We start from the raw sequence: 15,790 nt of genomic DNA, 5'->3' as shown, positions 1-15,790 counted from the left end.
TCAGCTCCGGGCGGCGACGCCCGCGCGGGGCGCCGGCACGCCGGCGGGCGGGGCGGCGGTGACCAGGTTGCCGTCGCGGTAGAGCAGCGACCGGCCGGGGCGGGGCACCACCCAGCCGGTGTCGCCCGGCTCGGGTTCGCTCCCCTCCGGCACGACCACCTGCACGCTGGTCCGGCCCGCGCCCGCGCCCGCGTCGCCGGCCACCGCGCCCGCGTCGCCGGCCGCCGGGCCCGTGCCGGGCTCGTCGGCGGCGTCCGGGTCGTCGGCGGGTACGTCCAGCGAGACCAGGGAGACGCTGCCCAGGTTCTCCACCACCACGACCTCGCCGGTCAGCGCGCCGTCGACGGGGCTCGCGGAGTAGTCGAGGTATTCCGGGCGCACCCCGTAGACCAGCCGCTCGCCGTCGGTGACCCGGTCCCGGGCGTCCTCGGGCAGCGGTAGCCGGGCCCGGGCCACGGCCAGTTCGTCGCCGTGCACCCGAGCGGCGACCAGGTTCATCGGGGTGGAGCCGATGAAGCCGGCCACGAAGGTGTTCGCGGGGCGGCGGAACACCTCGGTGGGGGTGCCGACCTGCCGGATCCGGCCGCCCTCCATCACCGCGATCCGGTCGGCCAGGGCGAGCGCCTCGGCCTGGTCGTGGGTGACGAAGACGGTGGTGACGCCGAGTTCCCGTTGCAGGCGCTTGAGGAAGGTACGGGCCTCCAGCCGCAGCCGGGCGTCCAGGTTGGACAGCGGCTCGTCGAGCAGGAACACCTGCGGGTGGCAGGCCATCGCCCGGGCCAGGGCGACGCGCTGCTGCTGGCCGCCGGAGAGCTGCCCGGGGCGGCGGTCCAGCAGGCCGGCCAGGCCCAACTCGTCGGCGGTCTCGGCGGCCTTGCCGGCGCGGCTGCGCCGGTCGACCTTCTTGATCCGCAGCGGGTAGGCGATGTTGTCCCGCACCGTCATGTGCGGGAAGAGGGCGTAGTCCTGGAAGACCATGGCCACGTCGCGCCGGCCGGGCGGCAGGTTGGTGACGTCCCGCTCGCCGATCCGCACGCTGCCGCCGGAGGCGACCTCGAGGCCGGCGATGGTGCGCAGCAGGGTGGTCTTGCCGCAACCGGACGGGCCGAGCAGGGCGAAGAACTCGCCGTCGGCGATCTCCAGGTCGAGGGCGTCCAGGGCGCGTACCCCGCCGGGGTAGACCTTGGTCAGCTCGCGCATGGTGATGGCGGACATCAGCGCTTGATCCCTCCGTGGAAGCGGAACCCGTACCGGCTGCTGACGAAGACGAACATGAGCGCCACCGGCAGCGAGTAGAGCAGCGAGAAGGTGGAGAGCAGCCGCAGGTCGGCCTGCCCGCCCTCGGTGTAGAGGGTGTACATGATCACCGCGGCGGGGGCTTTGTCCGGCCCGCGCAGCAGCAGGAACGGCACCAGGAAGTTGCCCCACACGTTGGCCACCGCCCACACCCCGACGGTGGCCAGGCCGGGGCGGACCAGCGGCACCACGATGTGCCGCATGATCTGCAACGGGCTGGCCCCGAAGACCCGGGCCGACTCCTCGTAGGACGTCGGGGTGGAGTCCATGAAGTCCTTGAGGATGAAGATGGCCGCCGGCAGCAGCCCGCCACTGAGGATCAGGATGACGCCGAGCCGCGAGTCGATCAGGTTGAGCCGGAAGGCCAGCTCGAACAGCGGCACCATGGTGGCCGTGCCGGTGACGATCGACGAGAGCAGCAGCAGCCCGTAGAGCAGCGCGTCGCGGCCGGGCACCCGGACCCGGCTCAGCGCGTACGCGGCGAGCGCGGCGAGGGTCACCACCAGGACGGCGGTGCCGGCGGCCAGGTAGACCGAGTTGAGCAGCGAACTCAGCGCGTACGGGTTGTCCAGCAGGGCGCGGAAGTTGTCCAGGGTGAACGTGGGCAGCGAGGCGGTGACCGTCGGGGTGTCGTCGAACGGGGCGGTGGCCAGCCACAGCAGCGGCAGCGCGAAGAAGCCCAGCACGAGGCAGAGGAAGGTGTAGCGGCCGACCTGGGCGAGCAGGTGGCGGACCGCGACGGTGGGCCGGTCGCCGGTCGGCTCGGTGGTGGGCGCGGGGGTGGCCGTGCTGGTCACGCCGCCTCCTTCCGCCGGCCCAGCATGCGCAGGTAGACCAGCGCGATGACCAGGTTGATCAGCAGCATGACGAACGAGATGGCGGCGCCGAAGCCGAGTTCGCCGCCGGAGAGCGCCACCTTGTAGACGTAGACCGGCAGGATCTCCGAGCGCTGCTCGGGCCCGCCTGCGGTGATCAGGAACGGCGCGAAGTCGTTGAACGTCCAGAGGCTGATCAGCAGCAGGTTGGTCAGCACGTGCCCGCGGATGTGCGGGAAGACCACGTCGCGCAGTTGCTGCCAGGTCGAGGCGCCGGCCAGCCGCGCGGTCTCCAGGTGCGAGCGGGGGACGTTCTCCAGCGCGGCGGCGTAGAGCATCATCGAGAACGCGGTGCCGCGCCAGGTGTTGAACACGATGATCGACAGCATCGGGTGGTCGAGCAGCCAGGCCGTGCCGGGGATGCCGAGCAGCGCGTTGAGCGTGCCGGCGTCCCGGTCGAGCAGGGCGATCCAGAGGAACGCGACCACCGAGCTGGGCAGGATCCAGGAGAGCAGGACGAACCCCTCGACCAGCCGGCGCAGCGGGCCGCGCCGGTCGCGCAGCGCGAACGCGATGGCGAAGCCGAGGCCGGCCTGCCCGATGACCGCCGAGCCGAGGACGAACTGCAGGGTCAGCAGCAGCGAGGTGCGGAACCGCTCGTCGCCGAGGGCCCGGGTGTAGTTGTCCAGGCCGACGACCTCGGGGTGGGCGGCGGCCAGCCCGGTCAGCCGGTAGTTGGTCACGCCCAGGTAGATCGTCCAGGCCGCCGGCACCACCAGGAAGACCAGGATGAGCACCATGGCGGGGACGAGGAACCCGGTGGCCCGGGCCCGGCCGAGCCCGGCGGCGTCGGGGGCGGGGGAGGCGCCCGGAACCGGGCGCGCTCCCTCGACCACCTCGTCAGGAGGTGACGTTACCTGGACCACCGACGAGCCCTTCGACCTTCTTCTGGTACGCCGTGGCGGCCTCCTCGGCGCTCTTGCCCGACGCGGCGGCCGCGGTGGCCTCCTGGAGTGCGACCGACACCTGCGGGTACACCGCCAGCGGCGGCCGGTACGCGGTCAGCGGCAGCACCTTCTCGGTGATGTAGCTGAGCATCGGGTCGCCGGCGAGGACCTCCTTGTTGACGTCCTGCCGCGCGGTGATCCGCGCCTCGCCGGCCAGTTCGGCCTTGACCGCCTCGGCCGAGTGCATGAACGACAGCAGTTCCCAGGCCTGGGACGGGAACTTGGAGTTCGGGTTGAGCGTGCGGACGCCGCCGCCGGACATGCTGACGAAGTCCTGCCCGCGGAGCCCGGCGCCGGGCTGCTTCGCCGGGATCATCGCGTACCCGACGGTGGTGTCCCGGTCGGCCATCTTGGCGATGCCGTCCTTCGGGTTGATGACGCTGCGCCAGAAGTAGTCGCCCTCGGCGAGGATGCCGATCTTGCCGGCGGCGAACTCGGCGAAGGACTTGTCCCGCCCCTTCGCCTCCTGCTGCAGCTTCGGGTCGCCCAGCCCGCCGCCGTAGACCTTGGTGTAGAAGTCGAGCATGTCCTTGACCGGCTGGGTGGCGCCGGCCCACTTGCCGTCCTTGTAGACCTCGCCGCCGGCGCCGGCCAGCAGCGGCAGCGCGCCCTGCATCGCGGTGGCCTCGCCCATCGCGGTGCCGGCGTTGATCTGGATCGGGGTCACCCCGGGCAGCGCCTTGAGCTTGGCGCCGGCGTCGAGGATCTCCTGCCAGCTCTTCGGCTGCCAGTCGGCGGGCAGGCCGGCCTGGGCGAAGAGCTTCTTGTTGTAGTAGAGGACCCGGCCGTCGGTGCCGAGCGGGATGGCGTAGCGCTTGTCCTCGAACGAGCCGAGCCCCTGGACGCTGTCCGGGATCTGCGACCAGCCCTCCCAGGAGTCGACCTGGTCGCCGGCCACCTCGGCCAGCGGCTTGAGGTAGCCGGCCTGGGCGAACTCGCCGATCCAGATGCCGTCCACGGCGATGACGTCGGCGCCGCCCTTGGACCGCAGGTCCAGGGCCAGCTTGGTCTTGTACTGCTCGTCGTCGACGCCGCTGGGCACGAAGGTCACCTTGGCGGTGACGCCCTTGGCCTTCTGCGCCTCGACGAACTTGGGGATGACCCACTTCTCGATCCACTCGGCGCCGGCGGAGTTCTTGCCGCCCGCGATGGAGTTGGCCGCGATGGTCAGGGTGATGTTCTTGGCGTCCTTGCCGGCGGGCTCGTCGGACCCGCCGCAGGCGGTGCCGGTGAGGGCGACTGCGGTGAGCGCGGCGAGCACGCCCGCGGCACGTCTCGGCTTGGCTGACATGGGCTGTTTCCCTTCGCAAGGAGTGACTTCGAAGAGACTCGCGAGGTCGCCCGCCGGCCGCACGTCCGCTGCCGGCGGTGCTTGCGGCCACAATGTCATGACAGCCTGACGACGTAAATACCTGTCACTGAAATGAGCGCGAAACATCCACCGGTCACCGCTCGGCGACGGTGATCTCCAGGGAGTAGCGGCTGGCCCGGTAGATGTGCGCGCCGTGCTCGACGTAGCGGCCCTGGTCGTCGTACGCGGTGCGGGTCATGGTGAGCAGCGGCGCGCCGCGCCGCTCGGCCAGCATCTGCGCCTCCGCGGCGGTCGCCGCCCGCGCCCCGATCCGCTGGTGGGCGCCGCGGATCCGGCGGCCGCCGGCGCGCAGGATCGCGTAGAGACCGTCGGCCTGCAACGCCTCCATGGTGAGCCGCGGCCGGTCGAGCGGGAGCCAGTTCTCCATCACCGCGAGCGGCTCGCCGTCGGAGAAGCGCAGCCGGCGCAGGTGCTGCACCTCGCCGCCCGGCGGCAGGCCGAGCGCCGCCGCCACGGCCGGCGGGCAGGCCACGGTGGCCAGTTCCAGCACCGAGGTGGACGGTTGCTGGCCGGCCCGGACCAGGTCGTCGTGGAGGCTGGTCAGCTCGACGGCCCGACGGACCTCACCCCGCACCACCTGGGTGCCGACCCCGCGCCGGCGTACGATCAGTCCCTTGTCGACCAGGTGCTGGATGGCCTGGCGCACGGTGGGCCGGGACAGCCCCAGCCGGTCGGCCAGTTGCAGTTCGCTGTCCAGCCGGTCGCCGGGGGCCAGCTCACCGCGCTGGATCGCCGCGGCGAACTGCTCGGCGACCTGGAAGTAGAGCGGGATCGGGCTGCTGCGGTCGACCGCGATCTCGGGGCCGGTCACGGGTGCCTCCTCGCTTCGACTGTGCGGGGATCGGGGCGCGTTGATGGGCGCCACTGTACCGAAGCGATCACCCTGAGCAGAGGGAGGATGTCATGACAACACATTGACACAACTCGCAGGGCACTGTTACCAATCAGGGACGGGATCGAGCCGGCGGGGCAGGCCGACGCCGGCCGGGACGGAGGGCGCCGCATGCTCGATGTGCTCACCATCGGCCGGGTCGGGGTGGACATCTACCCGTTGCAGATCGCCACGCCGCTGGCCGAGGTCGAGACGTTCGGCCGGTTCCTCGGCGGCAGCGCCACCAACGTGGCGGTCGCGGCCAGCCGGCAGGGGCTGCGGGCCGGGGTGATCACCCGCACCGGCGCGGACGCGTTCGCCGACTACGTGCACCGGGCGCTGCGCGAGTTCGGGGTGGACGACAGCCAGGTCCGCCCGGTCGACGGGCTGCCCACCCCGGTGACCTTCTGCGAGATCTTCCCGCCGGACCACTTCCCGCTCTGGTTCTACCGCACCCCCACCGCCCCGGACCTGCAGATCCGCCCCGACGAGCTGGACCTCGACGCGATCACCGGCGCCGGCGTCCTCTGGCTCACCGGCACCGGCCTGTGCCAACAGCCCAGCCGGGCCGCGCACGCCGCCGCGCTCGCCGCCCGCCGCGGCCGCCCGCACACCGTGCTGGACCTGGACTACCGGCCGATGTTCTGGCCCGACCCGGCCGCCGCGCACGCCGCCGTCGCGGAGGCGCTGCCGCACGTCACCGTGGCCGTCGGCAACCTCGACGAGGTGGAGGTCGCGGTCGGCACCCGCGACCCGGACCGGGCCGCCGAGCTGCTGCTCGACCGCGGGCCCCGGCTCGCCGTGGTCAAGCTCGGCCCGGCCGGGGTGCTGGCCCGCACCGCCGAGCAGAGCGTCCGGGTGCCGCCGGTGCCGGTGGACGTGGTCAACGGGCTCGGCGCCGGCGACGCCTTCGGCGGGGCGCTCTGCCTCGGGCTGCTGCGCGGCTGGCCGCTGGCGCGGACGCTGCGCTTCGCCAACGCCGCCGGCGCGATCGTCGCCTCCCGCCTGGCCTGCTCCGCCGCCATGCCCGACTACGCCGAGACCGCCGCGCTGGCCGGGGACGCCGCGCCGGGACCGCCGCCGTCGACCGCCGTCCTGACAGGAGAAGACCGGTGAGCACCGAGTACGACGCGCTGACCCGCACCCGGGCGCACCGGCCGCAGGCGATCGCCGAAGCGGCCGCCCGCCGTACCCGCCGACCCTGGCCCGAGCCGGGCCGGCCGCTGTTCGTCATCGCCGCCGACCACCCGGCCCGCGGCGCCCTCGGGGTGCGGGACCGGCCGATGGCCATGGCCGGCCGGGTGGACCTGCTCGACCGGCTGCGGGTGGCGCTGTCCCGGCCGGGCGTCGACGGGGTGCTCGGCACCCCGGACATCCTGGAGGACCTGCTGCTGCTCGGGGCGCTGGAGAACCGGCTGGCGATCGGCTCGATGAACCGGGGCGGCCTCTCCGGCGCCACCTTCGAACTCGACGACCGGTTCACCGCGTACGACGCCGACAGCATCGCCGCGATGCGTTACGACGGCGGCAAGATGCTCTGCCGGATCGATCCCGACGACCCGGCCACCGCCGCCACCCTGCAGGCCTGCGCCCAGGCGGTCACCGCGCTGGCCGCGCACCGCACCGTGGCCCTGGTCGAGCCGCTCTGGGTGACCCGCCAGGACGGCCGGGTCAGCGCCGACCTGCGCCCGGAGGCGGTGATCCGGGGCGTCAGCGTCGGGCAGGCGCTCGGCGCCACCAGCGCGTACACCTGGCTGAAGCTGCCGGCCGTCGACGAGATGGAACGGGTGATGGCGGCGACCACGCTGCCGGTGCTGCTGCTCGGCGGCGACCCGGTGGAGGCGCCCGAGGTGGTGTACGCGCGCTGGGCGCGGGCGCTGCGGCTGCCCGGCGTACGCGGACTGGTGGTCGGCCGGGCGCTGCTCTACCCGCCCGACGACGACGTCGCCGCCGCGGTGGACCTGGCCGGCTCGCTGCTGCCCACCGGGCAGGACGCGTGAGGACCGCGGACGCCCACCTGCGCTGGGGCGACGCCGCCCGCGCGCCGTGGGCGCTGGAACTCACCCCCGAACGGGCCGGCTGGACCTACGCCGGGCTGCGGGTGCTCACCCTGCCCGCCGGCGGCGAGGTCAGCTTCGCCACCGGTGACGAGGAGATGCTGGTCCTGCCGCTGGCCGGCGCCGCCACCGTGCACTGCGACGGGCTGCGGCTCGCGCTGACCGGGCGGGACTCGGTGTTCGCCTCGGTCAGCGACTTCGCCTACCTGCCCCGCGACGCCGACGTGACGATCCGCGGCACCGGGCGGTTCGCGCTGCCGTCGGCCCGGGCCACCCGCCGGCTGTCGCCCCGCTACGGCGCGGCCCGGGACGTGCCGGTGGAGCTGCGCGGCGCCGGCGCGGCCAGCCGGCAGGTCAACAACTTCTGCGCGCCGGAGGCCTTCGACTGCGACCGGCTGGTCGCCGTGGAGGTGCTCACCCCCGGCGGCAACTGGTCGTCGTACCCGCCGCACAAGCACGAGCAGGACCGGACGTACGGCGACGGGCGGGTGGAGGCCGCCCTGGAGGAGGTCTACTACTTCGAGGTGGCCGGCGGCGAACCCGGCGCGGGCCCGGTCGGCTACCAGCGGGTGTACGGCACCGCGGACCGGCCGATCGACGTGCTGGCCGAGGTGCGCACCGGCGACGTGGTGCTGGTCCCGTACGGCTACCACGGGCCGTCGATGGCCGCCCCCGGCTACGACCTCTACTACCTCAACGTGCTGGCCGGGCCGGGGCAGACCCGGACCATGGCCTGCGTGGACGATCCCCGGCACGGCTGGATCCGGGGCAGCTGGACCGGCCAGCCGGTCGACCCGCGGCTGCCGCTGGCCCGGCCCGGAACGAAAGAGGCGTGATGCCCAGGTTGACGGTGGCGCAGGCGGTGGTGGCGTTCCTGGCCCGGCAGTTCTCCGAGCGGGACGGGCGGCGGCGCCGGCTCGTCCCGGCCTGCTTCGGCATCTTCGGGCACGGCAACGTCGCCGGGCTCGGCGAGGCCCTGGCCACCGCCGGGGCCGACCTGCCGTACCACCTCTGCCGCACCGAGCAGGGCATGGTGCACACGGCCGCGGCGTACGCCCGGATGACCGACCGGCTCAGCACGCTGGCCTGCACCACCTCGATCGGCCCCGGCGCGACCAACCTGGTCACCGGCGCCGCCGGCGCCACCATCAACAGGCTGCCGGTGCTGCTGCTGCCCGGCGACATCTTCGCCACCCGGGTCGCCAACCCGGTGCTGCAGGAGCTGGAGGACCCGCGCTCCTACGACATCAGCGTGACCGACGCGCTGCGGCCGGTCTCCCGCTACTGGGACCGGATCAACCGGCCCGAGCAGTTGCCGGCGGCGCTGCTGGCCGCCATGCGGGTGCTCACCGACCCGGTGGAGACCGGCGCGGTCACCCTGGCCCTGCCGCAGGACGTGCAGGCCGAGGCGTACGACTGGCCCGACGAGCTGTTCGCCGAACGGGTCTGGCACGTGCCGCGCCCCCGGGCCGACGCCGCGGCGCTGGACCGGGCGGCCGGGATCGTGCGGGCGGCCCGCCGGCCGCTGGTGGTGGCCGGCGGCGGGGTGATCTACAGCGGGGCCACCGGAGCGCTGCGCCGCTTCGCCGAGGAGCACGGGGTGCCGGTGGCGGAGACCCAGGCGGGCACCGGAGCGCTGCCGTACGGCCATCCGCTGGCCCTCGGCGCGCTCGGCGTCACCGGCACCAGCGCGGCCAACGAGATCGCGGCCGGCGCGGACGTGGTGCTCGGGGTGGGCACCCGCTACAGCGACTTCACCACCGCCTCCGGCACGCTCTTCGGCGACGGGACGCGCTTCGTCAACCTCAACGTCACCGGCTTCGACGCGGCGAAGCTCGCCGGCACGCAGGTCGTCGGCGACGCCCGGGAGAGCCTGGCCGCCCTCGACGCGGCCTGCGCCGGCTGGGCCACCGAGCCGGCGTACCGGGAGTCGGTGACCCGGTCGCGGGAGCGCTGGACGGCCGTGGCGGACGCCGCCCGGCGTGCCGATCCGGACGCGCGGCCCACCCAGACCGCGGTGATCGGCGCGGTGAACGACGCCGCCGGCCCGCGCGGCGTGGTGGTGTGCGCGGCCGGGTCGATGCCCGGCGACCTGCACCGGCTGTGGCGCAGCGCCGACCCGAAGAGCTACCACGTCGAGTACGGCTACTCCTGCATGGGCTACGAGATCGCCGGCGGCATCGGGGTGAAGCTCGCCGCGCCGGACCGCGAGGTGTTCGTGCTGGTCGGCGACGGGTCGTACCTGATGCTGCCCAGCGAGCTGGCCACCGCGGTCGCCGACGGCGTGAAGCTGGTCGTGGTGCTGGTCGACAACTCCGGCTTCGCCTCGATCGGCCGGCTCTCGGAGAGCGTCGGCGCGCAGCGGCTCGGCACCGCCTACGCCGACCCGGCCGGCGCCCCGCTGCCGGTCGACCTCGGTGCCAACGCGGCCAGTCTCGGCGCCGACCTGGTCCGGGTGGCCACCATGGCGCAGCTGCGGGCGGCGCTGGCGACGGCGACGGCGGCCACCCGGACCACGGTGGTGCACGTCCGGACCGACCGGTTCGAGGCGGGTCCGGACGCCGGCGCCTGGTGGGACGTGCCGGTGGCCGAGGTGTCGACCACGGCCGAGGGACGGGCCGCCCGGGCCGGGTACGAGGCGGGGCGCAAGACCCGGCGCACCCACCTGCGCCCCGGCTGACCGGCCGCCCCCGGCCGCGCCGGCCGACGGTGGCCGCGTCAGCCGACGGTGGCCGCGCCGGCCGACGGTGGCCGCGCCGGCCGACGGTGGCCGCGCCGGCCTGCGGTGGCCGCCTCGGCTGGCGGTGGCCGCCCCCGGCCGGCGCGCGGCCCTCCTCGGCTCAGCCGGCAGCCGCGGTCATTGGCTGGTGAGGATGACGAGCTGGCGGGTCGCCCGGGTCATCGCCACGTAGCGGTCGACGGCCCCCTCGATGCCGTCGCCGAACGCCGCCGGGTCGACGAGGATCACCAGGTCGAACTCCAGTCCCTTCGCCAGCTCCGGGGTCAGCGACCGGACCCGGGCCGTCGGCTGGAACGCGGGATCGCCGATGACGCAGGCGATACCCTCGTCGTGCGCGGCGAGCCAGCTGTCCAGGATCGCGGTGAGCTGCCCGACCGGGCCGTGCGCCACGGGCAGGCCGCCGCTGCGGACGGAGGTCGGCACGTTGGCGTCCGGGAGCACGGCCCGGATGACCGGCTCGGCTTCCCTCATCACCTCTTCCGGCGTGCGGTAGTTGATGCGCAGTGAGGCCACGGTGATCCGGTCGAGCCCGATCCGCCCGAGCCGTTCCGGCCAGGACTCGGCGAAGCCGTGCCGGGCCTGGGCGCGGTCCCCGACGATGGTGAAGCTCCGGGACGGGCAGCGCAGCAGCAGCATCTGCCACTCCGCGTCGGTCAGTTCCTGTGCCTCGTCCACGACGATGTGCGCGAACGGGCCGGCCAGCTGGTCCGGCTCGGTGGTGACCAGCCCGGCCTCGTCCACCAGGGCGTCCTGGAGGTCCAGCTGGCGCAGGCTGGACAGCACCCCCTCACCGTCGTCGTAGGTGTGTGCCTCGATCAGTTCGTCGACGACCGCGGCCATCCGCTCGCGCTCGGTGGCCAGCGCGGCCTCGTGCCGGTGGTCGCGCCGCGACGCCTCCGGGTCACCGAGCCGCCGCCGTGCCGCGTCCAGCAGCGGCAGGTCGGACACGGTCCAGGCCCGGGGGTCCGCACGCTGCAACCGCCGCACCTCGTCCGGGCTGAGCCAGGGCGCGCAGCGGCGCAGGTACGCCGGCACCGACCAGAGGTCACCGACGAGCTCGGCCGGGTCGAGCAGCGGCCAGGCGCGGTTGACGGCCGCCCGCAGTTCCCGGTTGCGTAGCAGCGACCCGCGGACCAGGTCCGCCGGCTCGTCGCCGTCGTACCGGGCCAGCAGGATGCTGAGCAGCTCGTCCCAGATCTCGTCCCGCGCCTCGTTGTGCGGGATGCCCGGCCCCGGCGCCGCGAACGCCTCGGCCCAGTCGTCGGCACTCAGCCAGATGTCGGCCTCGCCGGCGCTGACCGTCATCCCCGTGGCCGGCGGCTCCTCGTAGAACCGGACGGCCGCCTCGACCGCCCTGACCACCAGGTCCGCGGACGCCTTCAGGCGGGCGACCTCCGGGTCGGTCTCGGCGGTCGCCGCGGCGCCCTCGGGCACCAGGTCCCGCAGCGTGCAGGTCTGCACGTCCTCCTCGCCGAGGCTGGGCAGGACGTCGGCGACGTAGGCGAGATAGGGCTCGTGCGGACCGACGAACAGCACCCCGCCCGTGCGGTGGCCGAGGCGCGGGTCGGCGTAGCGCAGGTAGGCGGTGCGGTGCAGGGCGACGACCGTCTTGCCGGTGCCCGGACCGCCGTCGACCACGAGGGCGCCCCGCGAGCCGGCCCGGATGATCGCGTCCTGGTCGGCCTGGATGGTGGCGAGCACGTCCCGCATCCGGGCCGACCGGCTGCCGCCCAGGCTGGCGATGAAGGCGGACTGGTCGTCGAGCGCGGCGTGCCCGTCGAGCCCGTCCGGGGTGAACACCTCGTCCCAGTAGTCGCTGATCCGGCCGTCGGTCCAGCGGTACCGGCGGCGGCTGGCCAGCCCCATCGGATTGGCGTGGGTCGCCCCGAAGTACGGCTCGGCCGCGGGCGAGCGCCAGTCCAGCAGCAGCCGGCGACCCGCGCTGTCGGTGAGGCCACGCCGGCCGATGTAGACCGGCTCGGTGTGCTCCGCGCCGACGATCCGGCCGATGCACAGGTCCAGGCCGAAGCGGCGGAGGCGACGCAGCTCGGCCTCCAGCCGGCGGACCTCCATGTCCCGGTCCGACGCCTGGCGGCCCTTGCCGCCGGGCGCCCGGCGGGCGGCGTCGAGCCGGTCCGACAGGTCGCCGAGCAGCTGGTCGAGCCGCGCCGCGATGGCCGCGAAGTGCCGCTCGTCGCCGTCGATCAACGCCGGATCGGCCTTGGCGCCGAGCCGGTCGGGTAGGTGGAAGACACTGCCGCTCAGGGAAGTCAAATCGTCTGTTCCGATCTGTGGTCGCGGGCAACCGGCGCGCGGCGCCGGGTGGGTGCGGAGGTGCTGGCCAGGACCGGCGGCGGCGGCGCGCGCGACCACCGGTTCCGCCCGTCCGGACCTCGGCCAGCGATTCTGCGGCACGACCGGGGTCTTGCCGCAAGCCCCCAGGTGCGGTATACCTTTACAGTGGAGGGGTTCACCCCCTCCTTTTTTCTGCCCGGCCTGTGCTGCCCACCGGGCTGTGCTGCCCACCGCCCTGTGCTGCGGCCCGCCGGGCACGCCGTCACCCGTCCGCCGGTGCTGCACCGAACTTTCCGGTCCGAGCCCGTCACGATCGGCCCTCGGCCGGACATGGGGTGAACGTGAGCTCCGGGACTGACCACGAGGACCGCTTCCGACGCGTCTACGCGGCCGACTTCCAGCCCCTGCTGGCGTACGCCCTGCGGCGCGTCGCACACCCCGAGGACGCGGCCGACGTCGTCGCGGAGACCTTCTTGGTCGCCTGGCGTCGCCGGGAGGACCTGCCGCCCGACGGCGAGGCCCGGCTCTGGCTGTACGGGGTGGCCCGACGCGTGCTCGCCAACCACCATCGCGGCGGGGTACGCCGGCAGCGGTTGGGAGAGCGGCTGCGGCACCGGATCACCGCGGCGATGGCCACCGACCCGGGCAGCGAGGTGCCCGAGCGGCTCGCCGTTCGGGCCGCGCTGGCCCGCCTCGGCGAGCTGGACCGGGAGGTGCTGCTGCTCACCGTCTGGGAGGGTCTGGAGCCGCGCGAGGCGGCCGGCGTCCTGCGGGTCAGCCCGGCCGTGGTCCGTACCCGGCTCTCCCGCGCGCGGGCCCGGCTGCGCGAACTCGTCGGTGACGACCTCGGCCCACCCGGACATGTACCCGATGTCCTGGCCGCACCCGCCCCGAAGGAGGGCAGATGACCGAGGAGCACCTCGACCGGATGGTGCGAGACGCCGATCCCTACCGACCCGATCTCCTCGGGCACCTCGACGGGGCTGAGCAGACCCTCCTGGAGGAGATCATGTCCGAGCCGACGCCCGCCGCGGTCGCCGAACCGCCGCAACCACGCCCCCGGCCCCGCCGTGCCACGGTTCGTCGCCTGGCCGGCGTGTTCGCCGCGGCGGCGGTGCTCACCGGCGCGCTCGTCCTGCCCGGCCTGCTGCGCGCGGACCCGGACGGCGACCGGTCCGCGCCCGCCGCGGGGGCTCAGGATCCGGCCGGCGACCCGTCCGCGCCCGCGGCCGGCGCCCCGGTCCGCTACTCGCCGGTGGCCCTGAAGGCCGCCGAGGAGAACCCGCGGCTGCTGATCGACCAGCCCGGGTGGCGGGCGACCACCGTCTACGGGTTCGCCGAGCAGCAGGGCACCATCGCGTTCCGCAACGGCGACCGGGAACTGGAGATGAACTGGTACCCGGCCGAGCATTACGACACCTTCCGCGCCGACCGGCTCGACGTCAGCGATCCGGAGCCGGTGACGGTCGACGGTTGGCCGGGCGAGCTGTTCACCTACCAGGCCGACGACTTCGCGGTCATGCTCCGCCCCCGCGACGGCGTCTTCGTCGAACTCCGCGGCGGGGTGGGCCGCCGGGCCGATTTCGACCGGGTGCTGGCCCGCGTCGTCCGCGCCGACGTCCGCACCTGGCTGGCCGCGCTGCCCCCGGAGATCGTCACGCCGGACCGGGTCGACGCCCGGGCGGCCGCGGTCCTCGCCGACGTGCCGCTCCCGCCGAACTTCGACCAGGCCGCGCTGGCCAGCCTGGGCACCAACGACGCCTACCAGTTCGGCGCCGGGGTGACCTCGAAGGTGGGCTGCGGCTGGATCGCCGAGTGGCTGCGCGCCGACCGGGCCGGTGACGAGGCCGCCCGCCGGCGGGCCGGTGAGGCGCTGCGCAGCAGCCACAACTGGCGGGTGCTGCACGAGATGAAGGACGAGGGCGACTGGCCGGAGGTGTTCTGGGAGATCGCCGACAAGGTCGCCGCCGGTGAGGTGCCGGCCGGGTACGCCCAAGGGCTGGGCTGCCACTGACGGCGGCCGTTCCCCGCGCCGGCCGGTCCCGGCCGGCGCGGGGAACGGCCGGCGGGCTCAGCCGGCCGGCGGCCGGGCGGTCTCGACCGCCCGGCCCATCCGGGTGACCGCCTCGGTGAGGATCTCCGGTGAGGTGGCGAAGTTGAGGCGTACGCAGCCCGCCCCGCCGGTGCCGAAGACATGCCCGGAGCTGAGCGCGACCCGGGCCCGGTCGAGGAACATCTTCGCCGGCCCGGCGAGGTCGCTGGCGATGCCGGGCTCGCCGTCCGGCGCCTCGGTGGCGACGCCGAGCGCCGTGCAGTCCAACCAGGCCAGGTAGGTGCCCTCGGGCCGGTGGTACCGGACCGCCGGCAGGTGCTCGGCCAGCAACGACGCCAGCAGCGCGCGATTGCCGTCGAGGCCGTCGAGGAGCCCGTCGAGCCACTCCCCACCGTCGCGGAACGCGGCCGTGTGCGCGATCACCCCCAGGTGGCTGGGCCCGTGACCGACCTCCTCGGGCATCCGGGCGAGGTCGGCGGCGGCCCGCGGGCCGGCGATCGCCAGCGCCGCCTTGAGGCCGGCGAGGTTCCACGCCTTCGAGGCGGAGATCAGGGCGAACGCGTCCTCGGCGCCGGCCACCGTCAGGTACGGGGTGAACCGCGCCCCGGCAAGCACCACGGGGGCGTGGATCTCGTCGGAGATCACCCGTACGCCGTGCCGGGCGGCCAACTCGGCGACGGCCTCGAGTTCGTCCCGGCGGTGCACGACGCCGGTCGGGTTGTGCGGGTTGCAGAGCAGGAACACCGGCCGGCGGCCGGCGGCGCGGGCCCGGCGGAAGGCCTCGTCCAGGGCGGCCGGCTCGATCCGCAGGTCCGGCCCGAGCGGGGCTTCGATCACCCGCCGGCCGGCGTGGCTGACGAAGGCGTAGAACGGCGGGTACACGGGGGAGCAGACCACCACGGCGTCGCCCGGGTCGGTCACCAGCCGCAACACCTCGACGATGCCGATCATGACGTCGGGTACCACGGTGGTGTGCGCGACCCGGAGATCGGGCCAGTCCCAGCGCCGGGCGGCGAACTCGGCGAGCGCCTCGGCGTAGCCGGTGCCGTGCGGGTAGCCGGTGTCGCCGAGGTCGATCGCGCGGCGCAGCGCGTCGGCCACCGCGGGAGCCAGCGGCGCGTCCTGCTCGGCCACCCAGAGCGGCAGCACGTCGGGCGGGTGCAGGCGCCACTTCACGCTGGAGCGCTGCCGCAGGTCGGCCAGCGTGAGCAGGGTGAGCGGATTCCGGGCCGCGGCGTGAGCGGGACCTGCCATGCCACCCACCCTAGGCCGCACCGGCGGTCC

General features: G+C 74.5%; 13 protein-coding genes. 6 read left to right on the top strand and 7 right to left on the bottom strand.

Annotated features, from left to right (window positions below; genetic code table 11):
• From ACIBPB_RS06135 to ACIBPB_RS06115, 5 genes are all read right to left on the bottom strand, one after another.
• A complete protein-coding gene (locus ACIBPB_RS06135) occupies positions 1-1,215 on the bottom strand; it encodes an ABC transporter ATP-binding protein (RefSeq protein WP_396838456.1) in 1,215 nt (404 codons plus the stop codon).
• The gene (locus tag ACIBPB_RS06130) at positions 1,215-2,093 is read right to left on the bottom strand and encodes a carbohydrate ABC transporter permease (RefSeq protein WP_396838454.1); all 879 of its coding nucleotides are present in this window, start codon (positions 2,091-2,093) and stop codon (positions 1,215-1,217) included. The genes ACIBPB_RS06135 and ACIBPB_RS06130 overlap by 1 nt, the downstream gene beginning before the upstream one ends.
• A complete protein-coding gene (locus ACIBPB_RS06125; RefSeq protein ID WP_046567570.1) occupies positions 2,090-3,007 on the bottom strand; it encodes a carbohydrate ABC transporter permease in 918 nt (305 codons plus the stop codon). The genes ACIBPB_RS06130 and ACIBPB_RS06125 overlap by 4 nt, the downstream gene beginning before the upstream one ends.
• A 4-nt stretch (positions 3,008-3,011) precedes the next feature.
• Entirely contained in the window at positions 3,012-4,409 is a 1,398-nt protein-coding gene (locus tag ACIBPB_RS06120; RefSeq protein ID WP_396838453.1) for an extracellular solute-binding protein, read from the bottom strand.
• A 154-nt stretch (positions 4,410-4,563) separates the two neighbouring features.
• Complete coding sequence (locus ACIBPB_RS06115; protein WP_357313076.1) at positions 4,564-5,301, bottom strand: GntR family transcriptional regulator; 738 nt, start codon at positions 5,299-5,301, stop codon at positions 4,564-4,566.
• A 192-nt stretch (positions 5,302-5,493) separates the two neighbouring features.
• Between ACIBPB_RS06115 and iolC the strand changes: the two genes are divergently transcribed.
• From iolC to iolD, 4 genes are read left to right on the top strand one after another with little or no spacing between them, the layout of a single operon-like run.
• Positions 5,494-6,477, top strand: coding sequence for a 5-dehydro-2-deoxygluconokinase (iolC, locus tag ACIBPB_RS06110; protein WP_396838452.1), 984 nt, complete (start codon positions 5,494-5,496; stop codon positions 6,475-6,477).
• A complete protein-coding gene (locus ACIBPB_RS06105) occupies positions 6,474-7,361 on the top strand; it encodes an aldolase (RefSeq protein ID WP_357313083.1) in 888 nt (295 codons plus the stop codon). The genes iolC and ACIBPB_RS06105 overlap by 4 nt, the downstream gene beginning before the upstream one ends.
• Positions 7,358-8,254 carry a 5-deoxy-glucuronate isomerase gene (gene iolB, locus ACIBPB_RS06100; RefSeq protein ID WP_396838451.1) on the top strand — a complete coding sequence of 299 codons (897 nt, stop codon included), beginning with the start codon at positions 7,358-7,360 and terminating at the stop codon, positions 8,252-8,254. The genes ACIBPB_RS06105 and iolB overlap by 4 nt, the downstream gene beginning before the upstream one ends.
• Entirely contained in the window at positions 8,254-10,098 is a 1,845-nt protein-coding gene (iolD, locus tag ACIBPB_RS06095) for a 3D-(3,5/4)-trihydroxycyclohexane-1,2-dione acylhydrolase (decyclizing) (protein ID WP_396838450.1), read from the top strand. The genes iolB and iolD overlap by 1 nt, the downstream gene beginning before the upstream one ends.
• 177 nt (positions 10,099-10,275) lie before the next feature.
• Here the strand turns inward: iolD and helR are convergent, their stop codons facing one another.
• Positions 10,276-12,423 carry an RNA polymerase recycling motor ATPase HelR gene (gene helR / locus ACIBPB_RS06090; protein ID WP_396838832.1) on the bottom strand — a complete coding sequence of 716 codons (2,148 nt, stop codon included), beginning with the start codon at positions 12,421-12,423 and terminating at the stop codon, positions 10,276-10,278.
• 371 nt (positions 12,424-12,794) lie between these two features.
• On the opposite strand from helR, the gene ACIBPB_RS06085 reads away from it, so the two are divergent.
• Together ACIBPB_RS06085 and ACIBPB_RS06080 are read left to right on the top strand one after the other, a co-directional pair.
• Positions 12,795-13,361 (top strand): RNA polymerase sigma factor, encoded by a 567-nt coding sequence (locus tag ACIBPB_RS06085; RefSeq protein WP_396838449.1) that lies wholly within the window; start codon positions 12,795-12,797, stop codon positions 13,359-13,361.
• Entirely contained in the window at positions 13,358-14,467 is a 1,110-nt protein-coding gene (locus ACIBPB_RS06080; RefSeq protein WP_396838448.1) for a hypothetical protein, read from the top strand. Before ACIBPB_RS06085 ends, ACIBPB_RS06080 begins: the two co-directional genes overlap by 4 nt.
• A 57-nt stretch (positions 14,468-14,524) precedes the next feature.
• On the opposite strand, the gene ACIBPB_RS06075 is transcribed toward ACIBPB_RS06080, so the two are convergent.
• Positions 14,525-15,760 carry a MalY/PatB family protein gene (locus ACIBPB_RS06075; protein WP_396838447.1) on the bottom strand — a complete coding sequence of 412 codons (1,236 nt, stop codon included), beginning with the start codon at positions 15,758-15,760 and terminating at the stop codon, positions 14,525-14,527.
• Positions 15,761-15,790: the final 30 nt, after the last annotated feature.

Source organism: Micromonospora sp. NPDC049836, assembly GCF_044465125.1.
Taxonomy (GTDB): Bacteria; Actinomycetota; Actinomycetes; order Mycobacteriales; family Micromonosporaceae; genus Micromonospora.
This window is presented reverse-complemented; position numbering and strand designations above follow the sequence as displayed.

What these genes read in the sequence shown, in the direction of transcription:
- ACIBPB_RS06135 (WP_396838456.1), bottom strand. Translation starts at nt 1,215, where the DNA reads ATGTCCGCCATCACCATGCGCGAGCTGACCAAGGTCTACCCCGGCGGG.
- ACIBPB_RS06120 (WP_396838453.1), bottom strand. Translation starts at nt 4,409, where the DNA reads ATGTCAGCCAAGCCGAGACGTGCCGCGGGCGTGCTCGCCGCGCTCACC.
- iolC (WP_396838452.1), top strand. Translation starts at nt 5,494, where the DNA reads ATGCTCGATGTGCTCACCATCGGCCGGGTCGGGGTGGACATCTACCCG.
- iolD (WP_396838450.1), top strand. Translation starts at nt 8,254, where the DNA reads ATGCCCAGGTTGACGGTGGCGCAGGCGGTGGTGGCGTTCCTGGCCCGG.
- ACIBPB_RS06080 (WP_396838448.1), top strand. Translation starts at nt 13,358, where the DNA reads ATGACCGAGGAGCACCTCGACCGGATGGTGCGAGACGCCGATCCCTAC.
- ACIBPB_RS06075 (WP_396838447.1), bottom strand. Translation starts at nt 15,760, where the DNA reads ATGGCAGGTCCCGCTCACGCCGCGGCCCGGAATCCGCTCACCCTGCTC.